Here is a 14,203-nt window from a genome sequence, read left to right on the forward strand (position 1 = left end):
GCGGGAATAGCTCAGTTGGTAGAGCACGACCTTGCCAAGGTCGGGGTCGCGAGTTCGAGTCTCGTTTCCCGCTCCAAATTCTTACCCCAATAAAAATATCCACAACGAATAATCGCGTTGGGGACGTTTTGTTTCGTCATTGACATACTCTTGTAAACAGACTTATCCACAGGTTCGGGTATTATTCCTGGAATGCAAAAAACTTCGCCGGGTGAATAGTATCATTTTAACTATCTGAAATTATTAATTTAATTATCATTTCAAATTGTTAATACGATCACTTGACGATTTTTTCCCTCTTGAATATCAATGTGTTTTTATTTTTATACACAAGCTGTGGATGACTTAAGCGTCGCGCGGCAGACCCTTCTCAATGACCCTGACTAAACGTTGTTTCTGCGGTAGCTGCACCTCAACTACGCAGGCATTTCGCTTCTCAATTTGCTGAGCAACTGCCCATTCTATGTGTTCGTCGAGAAGTGGGTGCTCACCTCTGCGACTTTCCAGTGCGCGAAGAATGGCTTCATTCCAGGGGGCATTACCCAACGCAACGGCGATATTTCGCAGCCAGCGCAGGTGGCCAATACGACGAATGGCAGACCCCTCCGTGACTTTTAAAAACCACGCTTCGCTCCAGCTAAACAGCTCTATTAACTCCGGAGCATGAAGCTGCTTGCGCGGGTTGAAGTCATCCTCTGCCGTCAACTGTGAATAGCGGTTCCACGGGCAAATAAGCTGGCAATCATCGCAGCCATAAATTCGATTCCCCATCAAGGGACGAAATTCTTCCGGGATCGCGCCTTCCAGTTCGATAGTGAGATAAGAGATACAGCGGCGCGCATCCACCGTATAGGGTTCAACAATGGCCCCGGTGGGACAGATGGTCATGCAGGCGACGCATTTCCCGCATCCTTCTTCTACTGGTTGGTCGATCGGCAAGGGTAAATCGATCAGTAATTCCCCGAGGAAGAAAAATGAACCGGCTTCGCGATTGAGGATAAGTGAGTGCTTACCTGTCCAGCCAAGCCCGGCTTTTTCCGCTAACGGACGCTCAAGAATGGGCGCAGAATCGACAAAAGGTCTAAAATTCAGCGAAACGCAGTGCTGTTGAATCATCTCTCCCAGCTTTTTTAAGCGGTTACGTAGCAGCTTATGATAGTCGCGCCCCAGCGCGTAACGGCTGACGTAACCCAGAGAAGGATTCTTCAATGTGCTGGCGAAGGCCGCATTGGCAGGAAGATAGTTCATACGTACGCTGATGACACGTAGCGTACCGGGCAATAATTCGTGAGGTCGGGCGCGCATCATGCCGTGACGGGCCATCCAGTCCATCTCGCCGTGGTATTGTTTATCCAGCCAGGCCTGCAGTTTGGGCTCCGCTTCGCTGAGGTCGGTATCGGTAATCCCGACCTGCTGAAAGCCAAGCTCCAGCCCCCACTGCTTAATATTTTGCGCTAACTGATTGAGATCGAGGGGCTCTGACATGACGGACCATACAATGAAGAAAAACCCCGCAAGTATACCACACTCCATCTGGCACGCCGACGACATCAGGCGGATGGAGCGAGAGGCGGCAGACAGTTCAGGGCTGACGCTTTACGAACTGATGCAACGGGCGGGAGAGGCGGCGTTTCAGGTCACTCGTGAGGCTTATCCGAATGCCCGGCACTGGCTGGTGCTATGTGGTCATGGCAACAACGGCGGTGATGGTTACGTAGTGGCAAGACTTGCCAAAGCGCTGGGTCTTGAAGTTACGTTGCTGGCGCAGGAAAGTGACAAACCGCTCCCCGAGGAGGCGCAGCAGGCACGTGATGCCTGGCTTAACGCTGGTGGCGTCATTCACGCGGCGGATATCAATTGGCCAAATAACGTGGATGTCATTATTGATGCGCTGTCAGGCACTGGCTTAAAACATGCGCCGCGTGAGTCTCTCTCGGTATTGATTGAACGTGCCAATTCTCACCCAGCCCCCACCGTGGCGATAGACATTCCCTCCGGCCTGCTGGCGCAGACGGGAGCGACGCCGGGCGCGGTCATCAACGCAGCGCATACCATTACCTTTATTGCACTCAAGCCGGGCCTGCTCACCGGTAAAGCGCGCGATGTCACCGGGCGTCTGCATGTTAACGCACTTGGGCTGGACGACTGGCTGGCGGGGCAGAATGCGCCAATACAACGTTTTGATGCTCAACAGCTTGCACACTGGCTAACGCCGCGTCGACCCACCTCGCACAAGGGTTCCCACGGTCGACTGGTGATTATCGGCGGTGACCACGGTACGGCAGGCGCAATACGCATGGCCGGGGAAGCCGCGCTGCGAGCAGGTGCCGGGCTGGTCAAAGTGCTGACGCGCAGTGAAAACATTGCGCCTATTTTGACAGCCAGACCGGAACTGATGGTCGATGCGCTGACGCCGCAGACGCTGGAAGAGAGCCTGGCGTGGGCGGATGTAGTGGTGATAGGCCCCGGGCTTGGTCAGCAGGAGTGGGGCAAAAAAGCGCTGCAAAAAGTGGAGAATTTTCGCAAACCGATGCTCTGGGATGCGGATGCGCTGAACCTGCTGGCAATCAACCCCGATAAACGTCACAATCGCGTGATCACGCCGCATCCAGGTGAAGCCGCGCGACTGCTGAGTTGTTCCATTGCAGAAATTGAAGACGATCGCTTACTTTGTGCACAACGTCTGGTAAAACGGTACGGAGGCGTGGTGGTGCTGAAAGGCGCGGGTACGGTTATTGCTGCTGAACAGGCGGAGTTGGGTATTATTGATACCGGCAATGCCGGGATGGCCAGCGGCGGAATGGGGGATGTGCTTTCCGGTATTATTGGCGCATTGCTCGGACAGAAGCTTACCCCGTATGATGCAGCATGTGCGGGATGTGTTGCGCACGGAGCGGCGGCGGATGTGCTGGCGGCGCGTTTTGGTACGCGCGGCATGCTGGCGACAGATCTCTTTACCACGCTACAGCGTATTGTTAACCCTGATGTGATTGACGTTTATCATGATGAATCGAGTAATTCCACTACCTGATGAGCAGGCGACTTTAGACCTGGGACTGCGGGTAGCCAAAGCCTGTGACGGCGCGACGGTTATATATTTGTACGGCGACCTGGGGGCGGGTAAAACCACCTTCAGCCGGGGATTTCTGCAGGCGTTAGGTCATAAAGGTAATGTAAAAAGCCCCACCTACACGCTGGTTGAACCCTATTCACTCGATAACTTGATGGTATATCACTTCGATTTATACCGACTTGCGGACCCAGAGGAGCTGGAATTTATGGGGATCCGCGATTATTTTGCCAATGATGCCATCTGCCTGGTGGAATGGCCGCAACAAGGTAAAGGTGTACTGCCAGACCCGGACGTCGAAATACACATTGAATACCAGGCGCAAGGTCGAGAGGCGCGTGTAAGCGCAGTCTCCTCATCAGGTGATTTATTGCTGGCGCGTTTAGCCGATTAACCTTAAGGGTGGCGGGATGATTTATCGCATCAGAAACTGGCTGATGGCAACCCTGGTCCTGCTGTGCGCGCAGGCAGGGGCCGCCAGCCTCTCCGATCTTCAGGTGTCCAATGGCGATCAACAGGCGCGGATTACGCTGAGCTTTATTGGCGATCCTGAATATGCCGTTTCGCAGGACGGGAAACGAACCGTCGCGCTGGATATTAAACAAACCGGTGTGATTCAGGGATTACCGCTGCTGTTTAGCGGCAATAATCTGGTGAAATCTATCCGTTCCGGCACGCCAAAAGATGCGCAGTCTCTGCGCCTGGTGGTGGATTTAACCGAGAACGGTAAAGCCGAAGCAGTAAAACGCCAGAACGGCGGCAATTATACCGTCGTGTTTACCATCAACGCTGATGCGCCACCGCCGCCGCCTCCACCTCCCGTGGTTGCAAAGCGTGTTGAAGCGCCGATTGTTGCCCCACGTCCTGTCGAGCCTGCGCGCAATCCATTTAAAGCGGAAAACGATCGCACTACGGCTGTGACTAACAGCAATACCTCCACCCGCCCTGCGGCGCGCGCCAGTTCCAGCAATGGCGATAAAGTGGTGATTGCCATTGATGCCGGACACGGTGGACAGGATCCTGGCGCTATTGGTCCTGGCGGCACGCGTGAGAAAAACGTCACGATTGCCGTTGCGCGCAAACTGCGCAGTTTGCTCAATGATGATCCGATGTTTAAAGGCGTACTCACCCGTGATGGTGATTACTTTATCTCGGTGATGGGGCGTTCAGACGTCGCGCGTAAACAAAACGCCAATTTCCTGGTTTCTATTCACGCGGATGCCGCGCCAAATCGTGATGCCACAGGTGCTTCCGTTTGGGTGCTGTCAAACCGTCGGGCGAACAGTGAGATGGCCGGCTGGCTGGAACAGCACGAGAAGCAATCGGAGCTGTTGGGCGGCGCGGGCGATGTGCTGGCAAACAGCCAGTCCGATCCTTACCTCAGCCAGGCTGTACTGGATCTGCAGTTCGGTCATTCGCAGCGCGTCGGGTATGATGTGGCGACCAGCATGATCGGCCAGTTAGAACGTATTGGTTCGATGCATAAGCGTCGTCCAGAACACGCCAGTCTTGGCGTACTGCGTTCGCCTGATATCCCGTCAGTGCTGGTTGAAACCGGCTTTATCAGTAACAACAGCGAAGAACGTCTGTTGGCGAGCGATGATTACCAGCAGCAACTGGCTGAGGCGATTTACAAAGGATTGCGTAACTATTTCCAGGCGCACCCGATGCAAACCGGGCCGCAGGGCGCACCGGCGCAAACCGCCAGCGCCATATCGCCGGGTAACACGTTAACAAATTAAGGATTAGCCATGCCGATTCAGGTTCTACCGCCACAGCTGGCGAACCAGATTGCCGCAGGCGAGGTGGTAGAACGGCCTGCGTCAGTGGTGAAAGAGCTGGTGGAAAACAGCATTGATGCCGGTGCGACGCGCATTGATATCGATATTGAACGCGGCGGCGCGAAGCTTATCCGTATTCGTGACAACGGCTGCGGGATTAAAAAAGACGAGCTGGCGTTGGCGCTGGCGCGTCATGCCACCAGTAAAATAGCCTCGCTTGACGATCTTGAAGCCATCGTGAGCCTCGGATTTCGCGGCGAAGCGCTGGCCAGTATCAGCTCCGTGTCTCGCTTAACCCTGACGTCGCGTACGCAAGAACAACCCGAAGCCTGGCAGGCGTATGCCGAAGGGCGTGACATGGATGTCACAGTTAAACCCGCTGCGCATCCGGTGGGAACCACGCTGGAGGTGCTAGATCTGTTCTACAACACCCCGGCGCGGCGCAAATTTATGCGCACCGAGAAAACCGAATTTAATCATATCGACGAGATTATTCGCCGCATTGCGCTGGCACGTTTTGATGTGACGATAAATTTGTCGCACAACGGCAAAGTGGTGCGACAGTACCGGGCAGTGGCAGCGGATGGGCAGAAAGAGCGCCGACTGGGCGCGATTTGCGGCACGCCGTTTCTGGAACATGCGCTGGTGATCGAATGGCAGCATGGCGATTTAACATTGCGCGGCTGGGTGGCCGATCCTAACCACACAACGGCAGCACTGGCAGAAATCCAGTACTGCTATGTGAATGGTCGGATGATGCGCGACCGGCTGATCAACCATGCTATCCGCCAGGCCTGTGAAGATAAGCTGGGAGCCGATCAACAGCCCGCTTTTGTGTTGTATCTGGAAATCGATCCGCATCAAGTGGATGTCAACGTACACCCAGCTAAACATGAGGTCCGTTTCCATCAATCCCGGCTGGTGCACGATTTTATTTACCAGGGCGTGTTGAGTGTCCTGCAACAGCAGCTTGAAACGCCGCTGCCGTTGGCTGATGACGACGAACCCGCCCCAAGGCACATTCCGGAAAACCGCGTTGCTGCTGGACGCAACCATTTTGCCGAGCCGGCTCCCGCGCGTGAACCTGCGACACCGCGGTACTCAGCATCCGCTGGCACTGGAAGTGGCAGTAGCGGTGGCAGTAGTGGTGGCGGTGGCCGTCAGGCGGGAGCCAGTTGGCCTCATGCTCAACCCGGATACCAAAAGCAGCAGGGCGAAATTTATCAGCAACTAATGCAGACGCCGGCTCCAACGCGTAAAACGCCGGTCTCTGAAACGCCATCGACGCCTCTGACTGGCAACAGTCAGGGCTTTGGCCGGGTGCTAACGATTGTTGGTGCAGACTGCGCGTTACTCGAGTGTGATGGCCATATTCGGTTGTTGGCATTACCGGTGGCTGAGCGTTGGTTGCGTCAGGCGCAGTTAACGCCGGGTCAGGGAGCGGTTTGTGCTCAACCGTTACTGATCCCTTTACGTCTAAAAGTGACCGCCGATGAAAAAGCAGCACTGCAAAAAGGACAGAGCCAACTGGCTGAGTTGGGCATTGAATTTCAGCTGGATGCGCAGCATGTGACCATCCGGGCGGTGCCTTTACCCTTACGCCAACAAAATTTACAAATCTTGATTCCTGAACTGATAGGCTACCTGGCGCAGCAATCCGTATTCGAGCCGGGCAATATTGCACAGTGGATCGCACGTAACCTGATGAGCGAGCATCCACAGTGGAGCATGGCACAGGCGATTACGCTGTTAGCGGATGTTGAGCGGCTCTGCCCACAACTCGTGAAGGCACCGCCGGGTGGTCTGTTACAACCTGTTGATTTACATTCGGTAATGAATGCCCTGAAACATGAGTGATACCCGTAAGGCGAGCCTGCCAAAGGCGATTTTTTTGATGGGGCCAACGGCCTCCGGTAAAACGGCATTAGCAATTGAATTGCGTAAAGTTTTGCCCATAGAGTTGATAAGCGTTGATTCCGCCCTTATTTACAAGGGGATGGATATCGGTACAGCCAAGCCTGATGCAGATGAATTACAGGCCGCACCGCACCGATTGCTGGATATCCGCGATCCATCGCAGGCGTACTCCGCTGCGGATTTTCGTCGCGATGCGTTAGCCGAGATGGCCGACATCACCGCCGCGGGCCGTATCCCGTTGCTGGTGGGCGGCACAATGTTATATTTCAAAGCTTTGCTTGAAGGACTGTCGCCGTTACCGTCGGCGGACCCGGAAGTCAGGGCCAGAATTGAGCAGCAGGCGGCAGAGCAGGGTTGGGACGCGTTACACCGACAGCTTCAGGATATCGATCCCGTGGCAGCAGCGCGTATTCATCCAAATGATCCGCAAAGACTTTCCCGGGCACTGGAAGTTTTTTTCATTTCGGGTAAAACTTTAACGGAGCTGACGCAAACGTCAGGAGATGCTTTGCCGTATCAGGTGCATCAGTTTGCAATCGCCCCGGCGAGCCGTGAACTGCTCCATCAGCGAATTGAGCAGCGTTTTCATCAGATGTTAGCTTCAGGTTTTGAAGCAGAAGTCCGGGCGCTTTTTGCCCGTGGAGATTTGCATACGGATTTGCCTTCCATTCGTTGTGTAGGGTATCGCCAGATGTGGTCATACATTGAAGGTGAAATTTCATACGATGAAATGGTTTATAGAGGTGTTTGCGCCACGAGGCAGTTGGCGAAGCGACAGGTAACCTGGTTGCGTGGTTGGGAAGGGGTGCACTGGCTTGACAGTGAAAAGCCTGACCAGGCGCGAAACGAAGTATTACAGGTTGTTGGTGCTATCGCGAACTGAATGTGTACAATTGAAACGTATCGTGCGCAATTTTTCAGAATCGAAAGGTTCAAAGTACAAATAAGCATATAAGGAAAAGAGAGAATGGCTAAGGGGCAATCTTTACAAGATCCGTTCCTGAACGCACTGCGTCGGGAACGTGTTCCAGTTTCTATTTATTTGGTGAATGGTATTAAGCTGCAAGGTCAAATCGAGTCTTTTGATCAGTTCGTGATCCTGTTGAAAAACACGGTCAGCCAGATGGTTTATAAGCACGCGATTTCTACTGTTGTCCCGTCTCGTCCGGTTTCTCATCACAGCAATAATGCCACCGGCGGCACAGGCAGCAACTACCATCACGGTAGCAACGCGCAAGGTTCATCTGCGCAACAGGACAGCGAAGAAACCGAATAAGGTTATTAGCTGTTTTACATACGGGGAGCCAGCGATCCTGTGTTCCCCGTTGATTTATATTAAGGGGTTGACGCTTGTTTGACCGTTATGATGCCGGTGAGCAGGCGGTACTGGTACACATCTATTTTTCGCAAGACAAAGATATGGAAGACCTCCAGGAGTTTGAATCTCTGGTTTCTTCCGCCGGTGTCGAAGCAATGCAGGTGATTACCGGGAGCCGTAAAGCACCGCACCCGAAGTATTTTGTTGGTGAAGGTAAGGCAATCGAAATTGCCGAAGCCGTAAAAGCGACTGGCGCTGCGGTGGTGATTTTTGATCATGCTCTAAGCCCTGCCCAGGAACGTAACCTGGAACAGTTGTGCCAGTGTCTTGTTATCGACAGGACTGGTCTCATTTTAGATATTTTTGCCCAGCGTGCGCGAACCCATGAGGGTAAGTTGCAGGTTGAGCTGGCGCAGTTGCGCCATATGGCTACGCGTCTGGTCCGTGGCTGGACTCACCTTGAACGGCAAAAGGGCGGGATTGGTTTGCGCGGCCCGGGTGAAACCCAGCTCGAAACCGACCGTCGTTTGCTGCGTAATCGCATTTTGCAGATACAGTCGCGCCTGGAAAAAGTTGAAAAGCAACGTGAGCAGGGGCGACAGTCGCGCAAGAAAGCGGATGTCCCAACCGTATCACTGGTGGGATATACCAACGCCGGAAAATCCACCCTGTTCAACCAGATCACCGAAGCCCAGGTCTACGCAGCAGATCAGCTGTTTGCGACCCTGGACCCGACGCTACGCAGAATAGACGTTGCGGACGTGGGTGAGACTGTGCTGGCGGATACCGTTGGGTTTATCCGTCATTTGCCGCACGACCTGGTGGCGGCGTTTAAGGCCACCTTGCAGGAAACACGTCAGGCGACATTGCTGCTGCACGTTATTGATGCAGCAGATTTTCGTGTGCAGGAAAACATTGAGGCCGTCGATACGGTGCTCGAAGAGATCGATGCGCATGAGATCCCGACCCTGCTGGTGATGAATAAAATCGATATGTTGGATGACTTTGAGCCGCGTATCGACAGAGATGAAGAGAATAAACCCATTCGCGTTTGGGTATCAGCGCAAACGGGGATTGGTATACCACAACTTTTTCAGGCTTTGACTGAGCGACTTTCCGGTGAGGTGGCGCAGCATACGTTGCGTTTGCCGCCGCAGGAAGGGCGTTTGAGAAGCCGGTTTTATCAACTTCAGGCAATAGAAAAAGAGTGGATGGAGGAGGACGGCAGCGTAGGTCTGCAGGTTCGTATGCCGATCGTAGACTGGCGTCGCCTCTGTAAACAAGAACCGGCACTGGAAGACTATGTTGTCTGATCTGACGGATATGGCCTGAAGATTTTTTCGCCTCTATACCTTGTGGATTTTGTGCGGCAGGAAGGCGGCAAGTCCTGAAATCTCCAGGAGCATAGTCAACTATGTGACTGGCGTTGAGGGACGCAGCCAACGCAACGGCAGCGCAAAAGACGCAGGTATAGCATCGCATAACAAATATGGAGCACAAAAATGGCGTGGAATCAGCCCGGTAATAACGGACAAGACCGCGACCCCTGGGGAAGCAGCAAACCTGGCGGCAACCCTGAGGGAAATGGAAACAAAGGTGGTCGCGAGCAGGGACCTCCCGATCTGGACGATATCTTCCGCAAACTGAGTAAAAAGCTCGGTGGTCTGGGTGGCGGTAAAGGTACTGGCTCTGGCGGCGGTAGTTCATCGCAAGGCCCGCGTCCGCAACTGGGCGGTCGAGTCTTTACTATCGCAGCGGCCGCTATCGTCATTATCTGGGCGGCCAGCGGTTTCTATACCATTAAAGAAGCGGAACGCGGCGTGGTGACACGCTTCGGTAAATTCAGCCATTTGGTTGAACCGGGTCTGAACTGGAAACCGACCTTTGTCGACGAAGTGACACCGGTCAACGTTGAAGCCGTGCGTGAACTTGCCGCATCCGGCGTCATGCTGACCTCTGACGAAAACGTCGTGCGCGTCGAAATGAACGTACAGTACCGCGTGACCGATCCGCAGCGTTACCTGTTTAGCGTAACCAGCGCGGATGACAGTCTGCGTCAGGCTACCGACAGTGCCCTGCGTGGGGTTATCGGTAAATACACCATGGACCGTATCCTGACCGAAGGGCGTACCGTTATTCGTAGCGATACCCAACGTGAACTGGAAGAAACGATCCGTCCGTACAACATGGGTATCACCCTGCTGGACGTCAACTTCCAGGCTGCACGTCCGCCGGAAGAAGTAAAAGCCGCGTTTGACGATGCTATCGCAGCACGTGAAAACGAACAGCAGTACATCCGTGAAGCGGAAGCGTACACCAACGAAGTTCAGCCGCGTGCAAACGGTCAGGCGCAGCGTATTCTGGAAGAAGCGCGTGCGTATAAGACTCAAACCATCCTGGAAGCACAGGGTGAAGTGGCTCGCTTCGCAAAAATTCTGCCGGAATATAAAGCCGCACCGCAAATTACCCGCGAGCGTCTGTATATCGAAACCATGGAAAAAGTGTTGAGCAATACCCGCAAAGTCCTGGTTAACGATAAAGGCAGCAATTTGATGGTTCTGCCGCTGGATCAAATGCTGAAAGGTGGTAGTGCGCCAGCAGCAAAGACTGACAGCAGTTCAAACCTGCTGCGTCTGCCGCCAGCAACGACTTCCAGCACTGGAGCAAGCAACACATCGTCCACCAGTCAGGGCGATATTATGGATCAACGCCGCGCGAATGCGCAGCGTAACGACTACCAGCGTCAGGGGGAATAACGATGCGTAAGTCAGTTATTGCGATTATCATCATCGTTCTGGTAGTTCTGTTCATGTCTGTCTTTGTGGTCAAAGAAGGCGAGCGCGGTATTACTCTGCGCTTTGGTAAAGTTCTGCGTGACGATGAAAACAAGCCGCTGGTCGTAGCACCTGGCCTGCACTTCAAGATTCCGTTTATTGAATCTGTGAAGATGCTGGATGCGCGTATTCAGACTATGGACAACCAGGCCGATCGCTTTGTTACCAAAGAGAAGAAAGACCTGATCGTTGACTCCTACATCAAGTGGCGCATCAGTGACTTTAGCCGTTACTACCTGGCAACGGGCGGTGGCGATGTTTCTCAGGCGGAAGTCCTGCTGAAACGTAAGTTCTCTGACCGTCTGCGTTCTGAAATTGGTCGTCTGGATGTGAAGGACATCGTTACCGATTCCCGCGGTCGTTTGACCCTGGAAGTTCGTGACGCGCTGAACTCCGGTTCTGCTGGCACGGAAGACGAAGTGGCGACTCCGGCAGCAGATAGCGCGATTGCCGAAGCGGCTGAACGTGTTCAGGCTGAAACGAACGGTAAAGTACCGGTCATCAACCCGAACAGTATGGCGGCATTGGGCATCGAAGTTGTTGACGTGCGTATTAAGCAAATCAACCTGCCTGCTGAAGTGTCCGAGGCTATCTACAACCGTATGCGCGCTGAGCGTGAAGCGGTAGCGCGTCGCCATCGTTCACAAGGCCAGGAAGAGGCGGAAAAACTGCGTGCAACGGCTGACTATGAAGTCACTAAAACGCTGGCAGAATCTGAGCGTCAGGGTCGTATTATGCGCGGTGAAGGCGATGCAGAAGCCGCTAAGCTGTTTGCCGATGCGTTCAGTCAGGATCCGGACTTCTACGCCTTCATCCGTAGCCTGCGTGCTTACGAGAAGAGCTTTGAAGGGAATCAGGACGTAATGGTCATGAGCCCGGACAGCGATTTCTTCCGCTACATGAAGACACCAAATACCGCGACACGCTAATCGCGTTCCAGCGGTTTTAAAGCAGCAAAACCACCGGCATCTCCAGGGATGCGGTGGTTTTCTTTTTATATAAGGGCGATGGATGAATTCAACAATTTTGCTGGCGCTCGCGCTGGTTTTGGTGCTGGAAGGGCTGGGTCCGATGCTTTATCCCAGCGCATGGAAGAAAATGATCTCTGCAATGGCGCAACTTCCCGAAAATATTTTGCGTCGTTTTGGTGGAGGTCTTGTGGTTGCGGGCGTTGTGGTCTACTACATGTTGAGGAAAACGATTGGCTGATCAATAAGTAGACTAATTTGCGGATTTTCGCATGCAAAAAGTGCTGTATATCTGAAAAAGCGGTGGTAGAATCCATTTTTAAGCAAACGGTGATTTTGAAAAATGGGTAACAACGTCGTCGTACTGGGCACCCAATGGGGTGACGAAGGTAAAGGGAAGATCGTCGATCTTCTGACTGAACGGGCTAAATATGTTGTGCGCTACCAGGGTGGTCACAACGCAGGCCATACTCTCGTAATCAACGGTGAAAAAACCGTCCTCCATCTTATTCCATCAGGCATTCTTCGCGAAAACGTAATCAGCATCATCGGTAACGGTGTTGTTCTGTCTCCGTCCGCGCTGATGAAAGAAATGAAAGGACTGGAAGATCGTGGTATCCCGGTTCGCGAGCGCCTGCTGCTGTCTGAAGCTTGTCCGCTGATCCTTGATTATCACGTTGCGTTGGATAACGCTCGTGAGAAAGCGCGTGGCGAGAAAGCGATCGGTACTACCGGTCGTGGTATCGGTCCGGCTTATGAAGACAAAGTAGCTCGTCGCGGTCTGCGTGTTGGCGATCTGTTTGATAAAGCAACTTTCGCTGAAAAACTGAAAGAAGTGATGGAATATCACAACTTCCAGCTGGTGAATTTCTATAAAGTTGAAGCAGTTGACTACCAGAAAGTGCTGGATGATGTGATGGCTATCGCCGACATCCTGACCTCAATGGTTGTTGATGTTTCCGATCTGCTGGACCAGGCGCGTAAGCGTGGCGATTTCGTCATGTTTGAAGGTGCGCAGGGTACGCTGCTGGATATCGACCACGGTACCTATCCGTACGTAACGTCCTCCAACACCACCGCAGGTGGCGTGGCAACCGGCTCCGGCCTGGGCCCACGTTATGTGGACTACGTTCTGGGTATCATCAAAGCTTACTCTACTCGTGTAGGTGCGGGTCCGTTCCCGACAGAGCTGTTTGATGACGTTGGCGAGTTCCTGTGCAAACAAGGTAACGAGTATGGCGCGACCACCGGTCGTCGTCGTCGTACCGGTTGGCTGGATTCCGTTGCTGTACGCCGTGCAGTACAGATTAACTCCCTGTCTGGCTTCTGCCTGACCAAACTGGACGTACTGGACGGTTTGAAAGAGGTGAAAATCTGTGTTGCTTACCGTATGCCGGATGGCCGCGAAGTAACGACTACTCCGCTGGCAGCTGACGACTGGAAAGGTATCGAGCCGATTTACGAAACCATGCCGGGTTGGTCTGAATCCACCTTCGGCGTGAAGGAACGTAGCGGTCTGCCGCAGGCAGCGCTGAACTACATCAAGCGTATTGAAGAACTGACCGGTGTGCCGATTGATATTATCTCAACTGGCCCAGACCGTACTGAAACCATGATCCTGCGCGACCCGTTCGACGCATAACTCTGGTTATAGCGTAGCGTCAAACGGCGCTGCGCTTGCACTAATTTAGGCCGGAGAAGGTGCTTTGCATCAGAATCCGGCTTAAAATCACGTAAGTTCCTCGCTTTTTTCCTTCCCGAACTGAAATAAATTAGCGACCTGGCTGGTGGCTGGTTTATCATCAATGTAATTAATACTACCAGGTTTATCCGTTTTATCCCTTTTCCTGAGGTTGATGTGCAGTTAACAAGTTTCACCGATTACGGATTACGTGCGCTAATCTACATGGCGTCACTTCCCGAAGGACGTATGACCAGTATTTCTGAGGTGACAGAAGTCTACGGCGTGTCCCGTAATCATATGGTCAAAATAATCAATCAACTTAGCCGGGCGGGCTTTGTTACTGCTATTCGAGGAAAAAATGGCGGTATCCGCCTGGGTAAACCCGCTAAGGATATTGGTATTGGTGATGTGGTTCGCGAGCTGGAACCCTTATCGTTGGTCAACTGTAGCAGCGAGTTTTGCCACATTACCCCGGCCTGTCGACTCAAACAGGCGCTTTCTAAAGCAGTGCAAAGTTTTCTCACGGAACTGGACAACTACACACTTGCTGATTTGGTTGAAAAGAATCAACCGCTTTATAAATTATTGCTGGTGGAGTAACGACTCCCGCCAGCAGCGATGATGACGGAGG

The 14,203-nt window shown here is 53.2% G+C and carries 13 protein-coding genes and 1 tRNA gene; 13 read left to right on the forward strand and 1 reads right to left on the reverse strand.

Annotation, left to right across the window (positions count from 1 at the left end):
* A tRNA-Gly gene (locus tag OGY67_RS09230) sits at positions 1 to 76 on the forward strand.
* Between the two features lie 269 nt (positions 77 to 345).
* On the opposite strand, the gene queG is transcribed toward OGY67_RS09230, so the two are convergent.
* The gene (queG, locus tag OGY67_RS09235) at positions 346 to 1,485 is read right to left on the reverse strand and encodes a tRNA epoxyqueuosine(34) reductase QueG (RefSeq protein ID WP_286573882.1); all 1,140 of its coding nucleotides are present in this window, start codon (positions 1,483 to 1,485) and stop codon (positions 346 to 348) included.
* On the opposite strand from queG, the gene nnr reads away from it, so the two are divergent.
* From nnr to nsrR, 12 genes are all read left to right on the forward strand, one after another.
* A complete protein-coding gene (gene nnr, locus OGY67_RS09240) occupies positions 1,484 to 3,031 on the forward strand; it encodes a bifunctional ADP-dependent NAD(P)H-hydrate dehydratase/NAD(P)H-hydrate epimerase (protein WP_286573883.1) in 1,548 nt (515 codons plus the stop codon). The two genes, queG and nnr, sit on opposite strands and share 2 nt — an antisense overlap.
* A complete protein-coding gene (gene tsaE / locus OGY67_RS09245; RefSeq protein ID WP_008786002.1) occupies positions 3,003 to 3,464 on the forward strand; it encodes a tRNA (adenosine(37)-N6)-threonylcarbamoyltransferase complex ATPase subunit type 1 TsaE in 462 nt (153 codons plus the stop codon). Before nnr ends, tsaE begins: the two co-directional genes overlap by 29 nt.
* A gap of 16 nt (positions 3,465 to 3,480) precedes the next feature.
* Positions 3,481 to 4,812: an N-acetylmuramoyl-L-alanine amidase AmiB gene (amiB, locus tag OGY67_RS09250; RefSeq protein ID WP_003830500.1), complete on the forward strand. Its 1,332-nt coding sequence runs from the start codon at positions 3,481 to 3,483 to the stop codon at positions 4,810 to 4,812.
* A gap of 9 nt (positions 4,813 to 4,821) precedes the next feature.
* Positions 4,822 to 6,708, forward strand: coding sequence for a DNA mismatch repair endonuclease MutL (gene mutL / locus OGY67_RS09255; RefSeq protein ID WP_286573884.1), 1,887 nt, complete (start codon positions 4,822 to 4,824; stop codon positions 6,706 to 6,708).
* Positions 6,701 to 7,651: a tRNA (adenosine(37)-N6)-dimethylallyltransferase MiaA gene (gene miaA, locus OGY67_RS09260; RefSeq protein ID WP_003839486.1), complete on the forward strand. Its 951-nt coding sequence runs from the start codon at positions 6,701 to 6,703 to the stop codon at positions 7,649 to 7,651. Before mutL ends, miaA begins: the two co-directional genes overlap by 8 nt.
* 84 nt (positions 7,652 to 7,735) lie before the next feature.
* Positions 7,736 to 8,044 (forward strand): RNA chaperone Hfq, encoded by a 309-nt coding sequence (gene hfq / locus OGY67_RS09265; protein WP_003025584.1) that lies wholly within the window; start codon positions 7,736 to 7,738, stop codon positions 8,042 to 8,044.
* Between the two features lie 74 nt (positions 8,045 to 8,118).
* Positions 8,119 to 9,399: a ribosome rescue GTPase HflX gene (gene hflX, locus OGY67_RS09270; protein ID WP_003830495.1), complete on the forward strand. Its 1,281-nt coding sequence runs from the start codon at positions 8,119 to 8,121 to the stop codon at positions 9,397 to 9,399.
* Positions 9,400 to 9,588: 189 nt separating this feature from the next.
* A complete protein-coding gene (hflK, locus tag OGY67_RS09275; RefSeq protein ID WP_008786005.1) occupies positions 9,589 to 10,842 on the forward strand; it encodes an FtsH protease activity modulator HflK in 1,254 nt (417 codons plus the stop codon).
* Between the two features lie 2 nt (positions 10,843 to 10,844).
* Positions 10,845 to 11,849, forward strand: a complete 1,005-nt coding sequence (gene hflC, locus OGY67_RS09280) for a protease modulator HflC (protein WP_003830491.1) — start codon at positions 10,845 to 10,847, stop codon at positions 11,847 to 11,849.
* A gap of 82 nt (positions 11,850 to 11,931) precedes the next feature.
* A complete protein-coding gene (locus OGY67_RS09285) occupies positions 11,932 to 12,129 on the forward strand; it encodes a DUF2065 domain-containing protein (RefSeq protein ID WP_003025602.1) in 198 nt (65 codons plus the stop codon).
* 102 nt (positions 12,130 to 12,231) lie between these two features.
* The gene (purA, locus tag OGY67_RS09290) at positions 12,232 to 13,530 is read left to right on the forward strand and encodes an adenylosuccinate synthase (protein ID WP_003025606.1); all 1,299 of its coding nucleotides are present in this window, start codon (positions 12,232 to 12,234) and stop codon (positions 13,528 to 13,530) included.
* A gap of 216 nt (positions 13,531 to 13,746) precedes the next feature.
* The gene (gene nsrR / locus OGY67_RS09295) at positions 13,747 to 14,172 is read left to right on the forward strand and encodes a nitric oxide-sensing transcriptional repressor NsrR (protein WP_003830485.1); all 426 of its coding nucleotides are present in this window, start codon (positions 13,747 to 13,749) and stop codon (positions 14,170 to 14,172) included.
* Positions 14,173 to 14,203: the final 31 nt, after the last annotated feature.

This window comes from Citrobacter sp. Cpo015, assembly GCF_030333035.1.
GTDB lineage: Bacteria > Pseudomonadota > Gammaproteobacteria > Enterobacterales > Enterobacteriaceae > Citrobacter > Citrobacter portucalensis.

Bases quoted from the DNA above. Each gene is read 5' to 3' on its own strand.
- amiB (WP_003830500.1), top strand. From the start codon at position 3,481: ATGATTTATCGCATCAGAAACTGGCTGATGGCAACCCTGGTCCTGCTG.
- miaA (WP_003839486.1), top strand. From the start codon at position 6,701: ATGAGTGATACCCGTAAGGCGAGCCTGCCAAAGGCGATTTTTTTGATG.
- hfq (WP_003025584.1), top strand. From the start codon at position 7,736: ATGGCTAAGGGGCAATCTTTACAAGATCCGTTCCTGAACGCACTGCGT.
- nnr (WP_286573883.1), top strand. From the start codon at position 1,484: ATGACGGACCATACAATGAAGAAAAACCCCGCAAGTATACCACACTCC.
- purA (WP_003025606.1), top strand. From the start codon at position 12,232: ATGGGTAACAACGTCGTCGTACTGGGCACCCAATGGGGTGACGAAGGT.
- OGY67_RS09285 (WP_003025602.1), top strand. From the start codon at position 11,932: ATGAATTCAACAATTTTGCTGGCGCTCGCGCTGGTTTTGGTGCTGGAA.
- hflC (WP_003830491.1), top strand. From the start codon at position 10,845: ATGCGTAAGTCAGTTATTGCGATTATCATCATCGTTCTGGTAGTTCTG.
- mutL (WP_286573884.1), top strand. From the start codon at position 4,822: ATGCCGATTCAGGTTCTACCGCCACAGCTGGCGAACCAGATTGCCGCA.
- tsaE (WP_008786002.1), top strand. From the start codon at position 3,003: ATGATGAATCGAGTAATTCCACTACCTGATGAGCAGGCGACTTTAGAC.
- queG (WP_286573882.1), bottom strand. From the start codon at position 1,485: ATGTCAGAGCCCCTCGATCTCAATCAGTTAGCGCAAAATATTAAGCAG.
- hflK (WP_008786005.1), top strand. From the start codon at position 9,589: ATGGCGTGGAATCAGCCCGGTAATAACGGACAAGACCGCGACCCCTGG.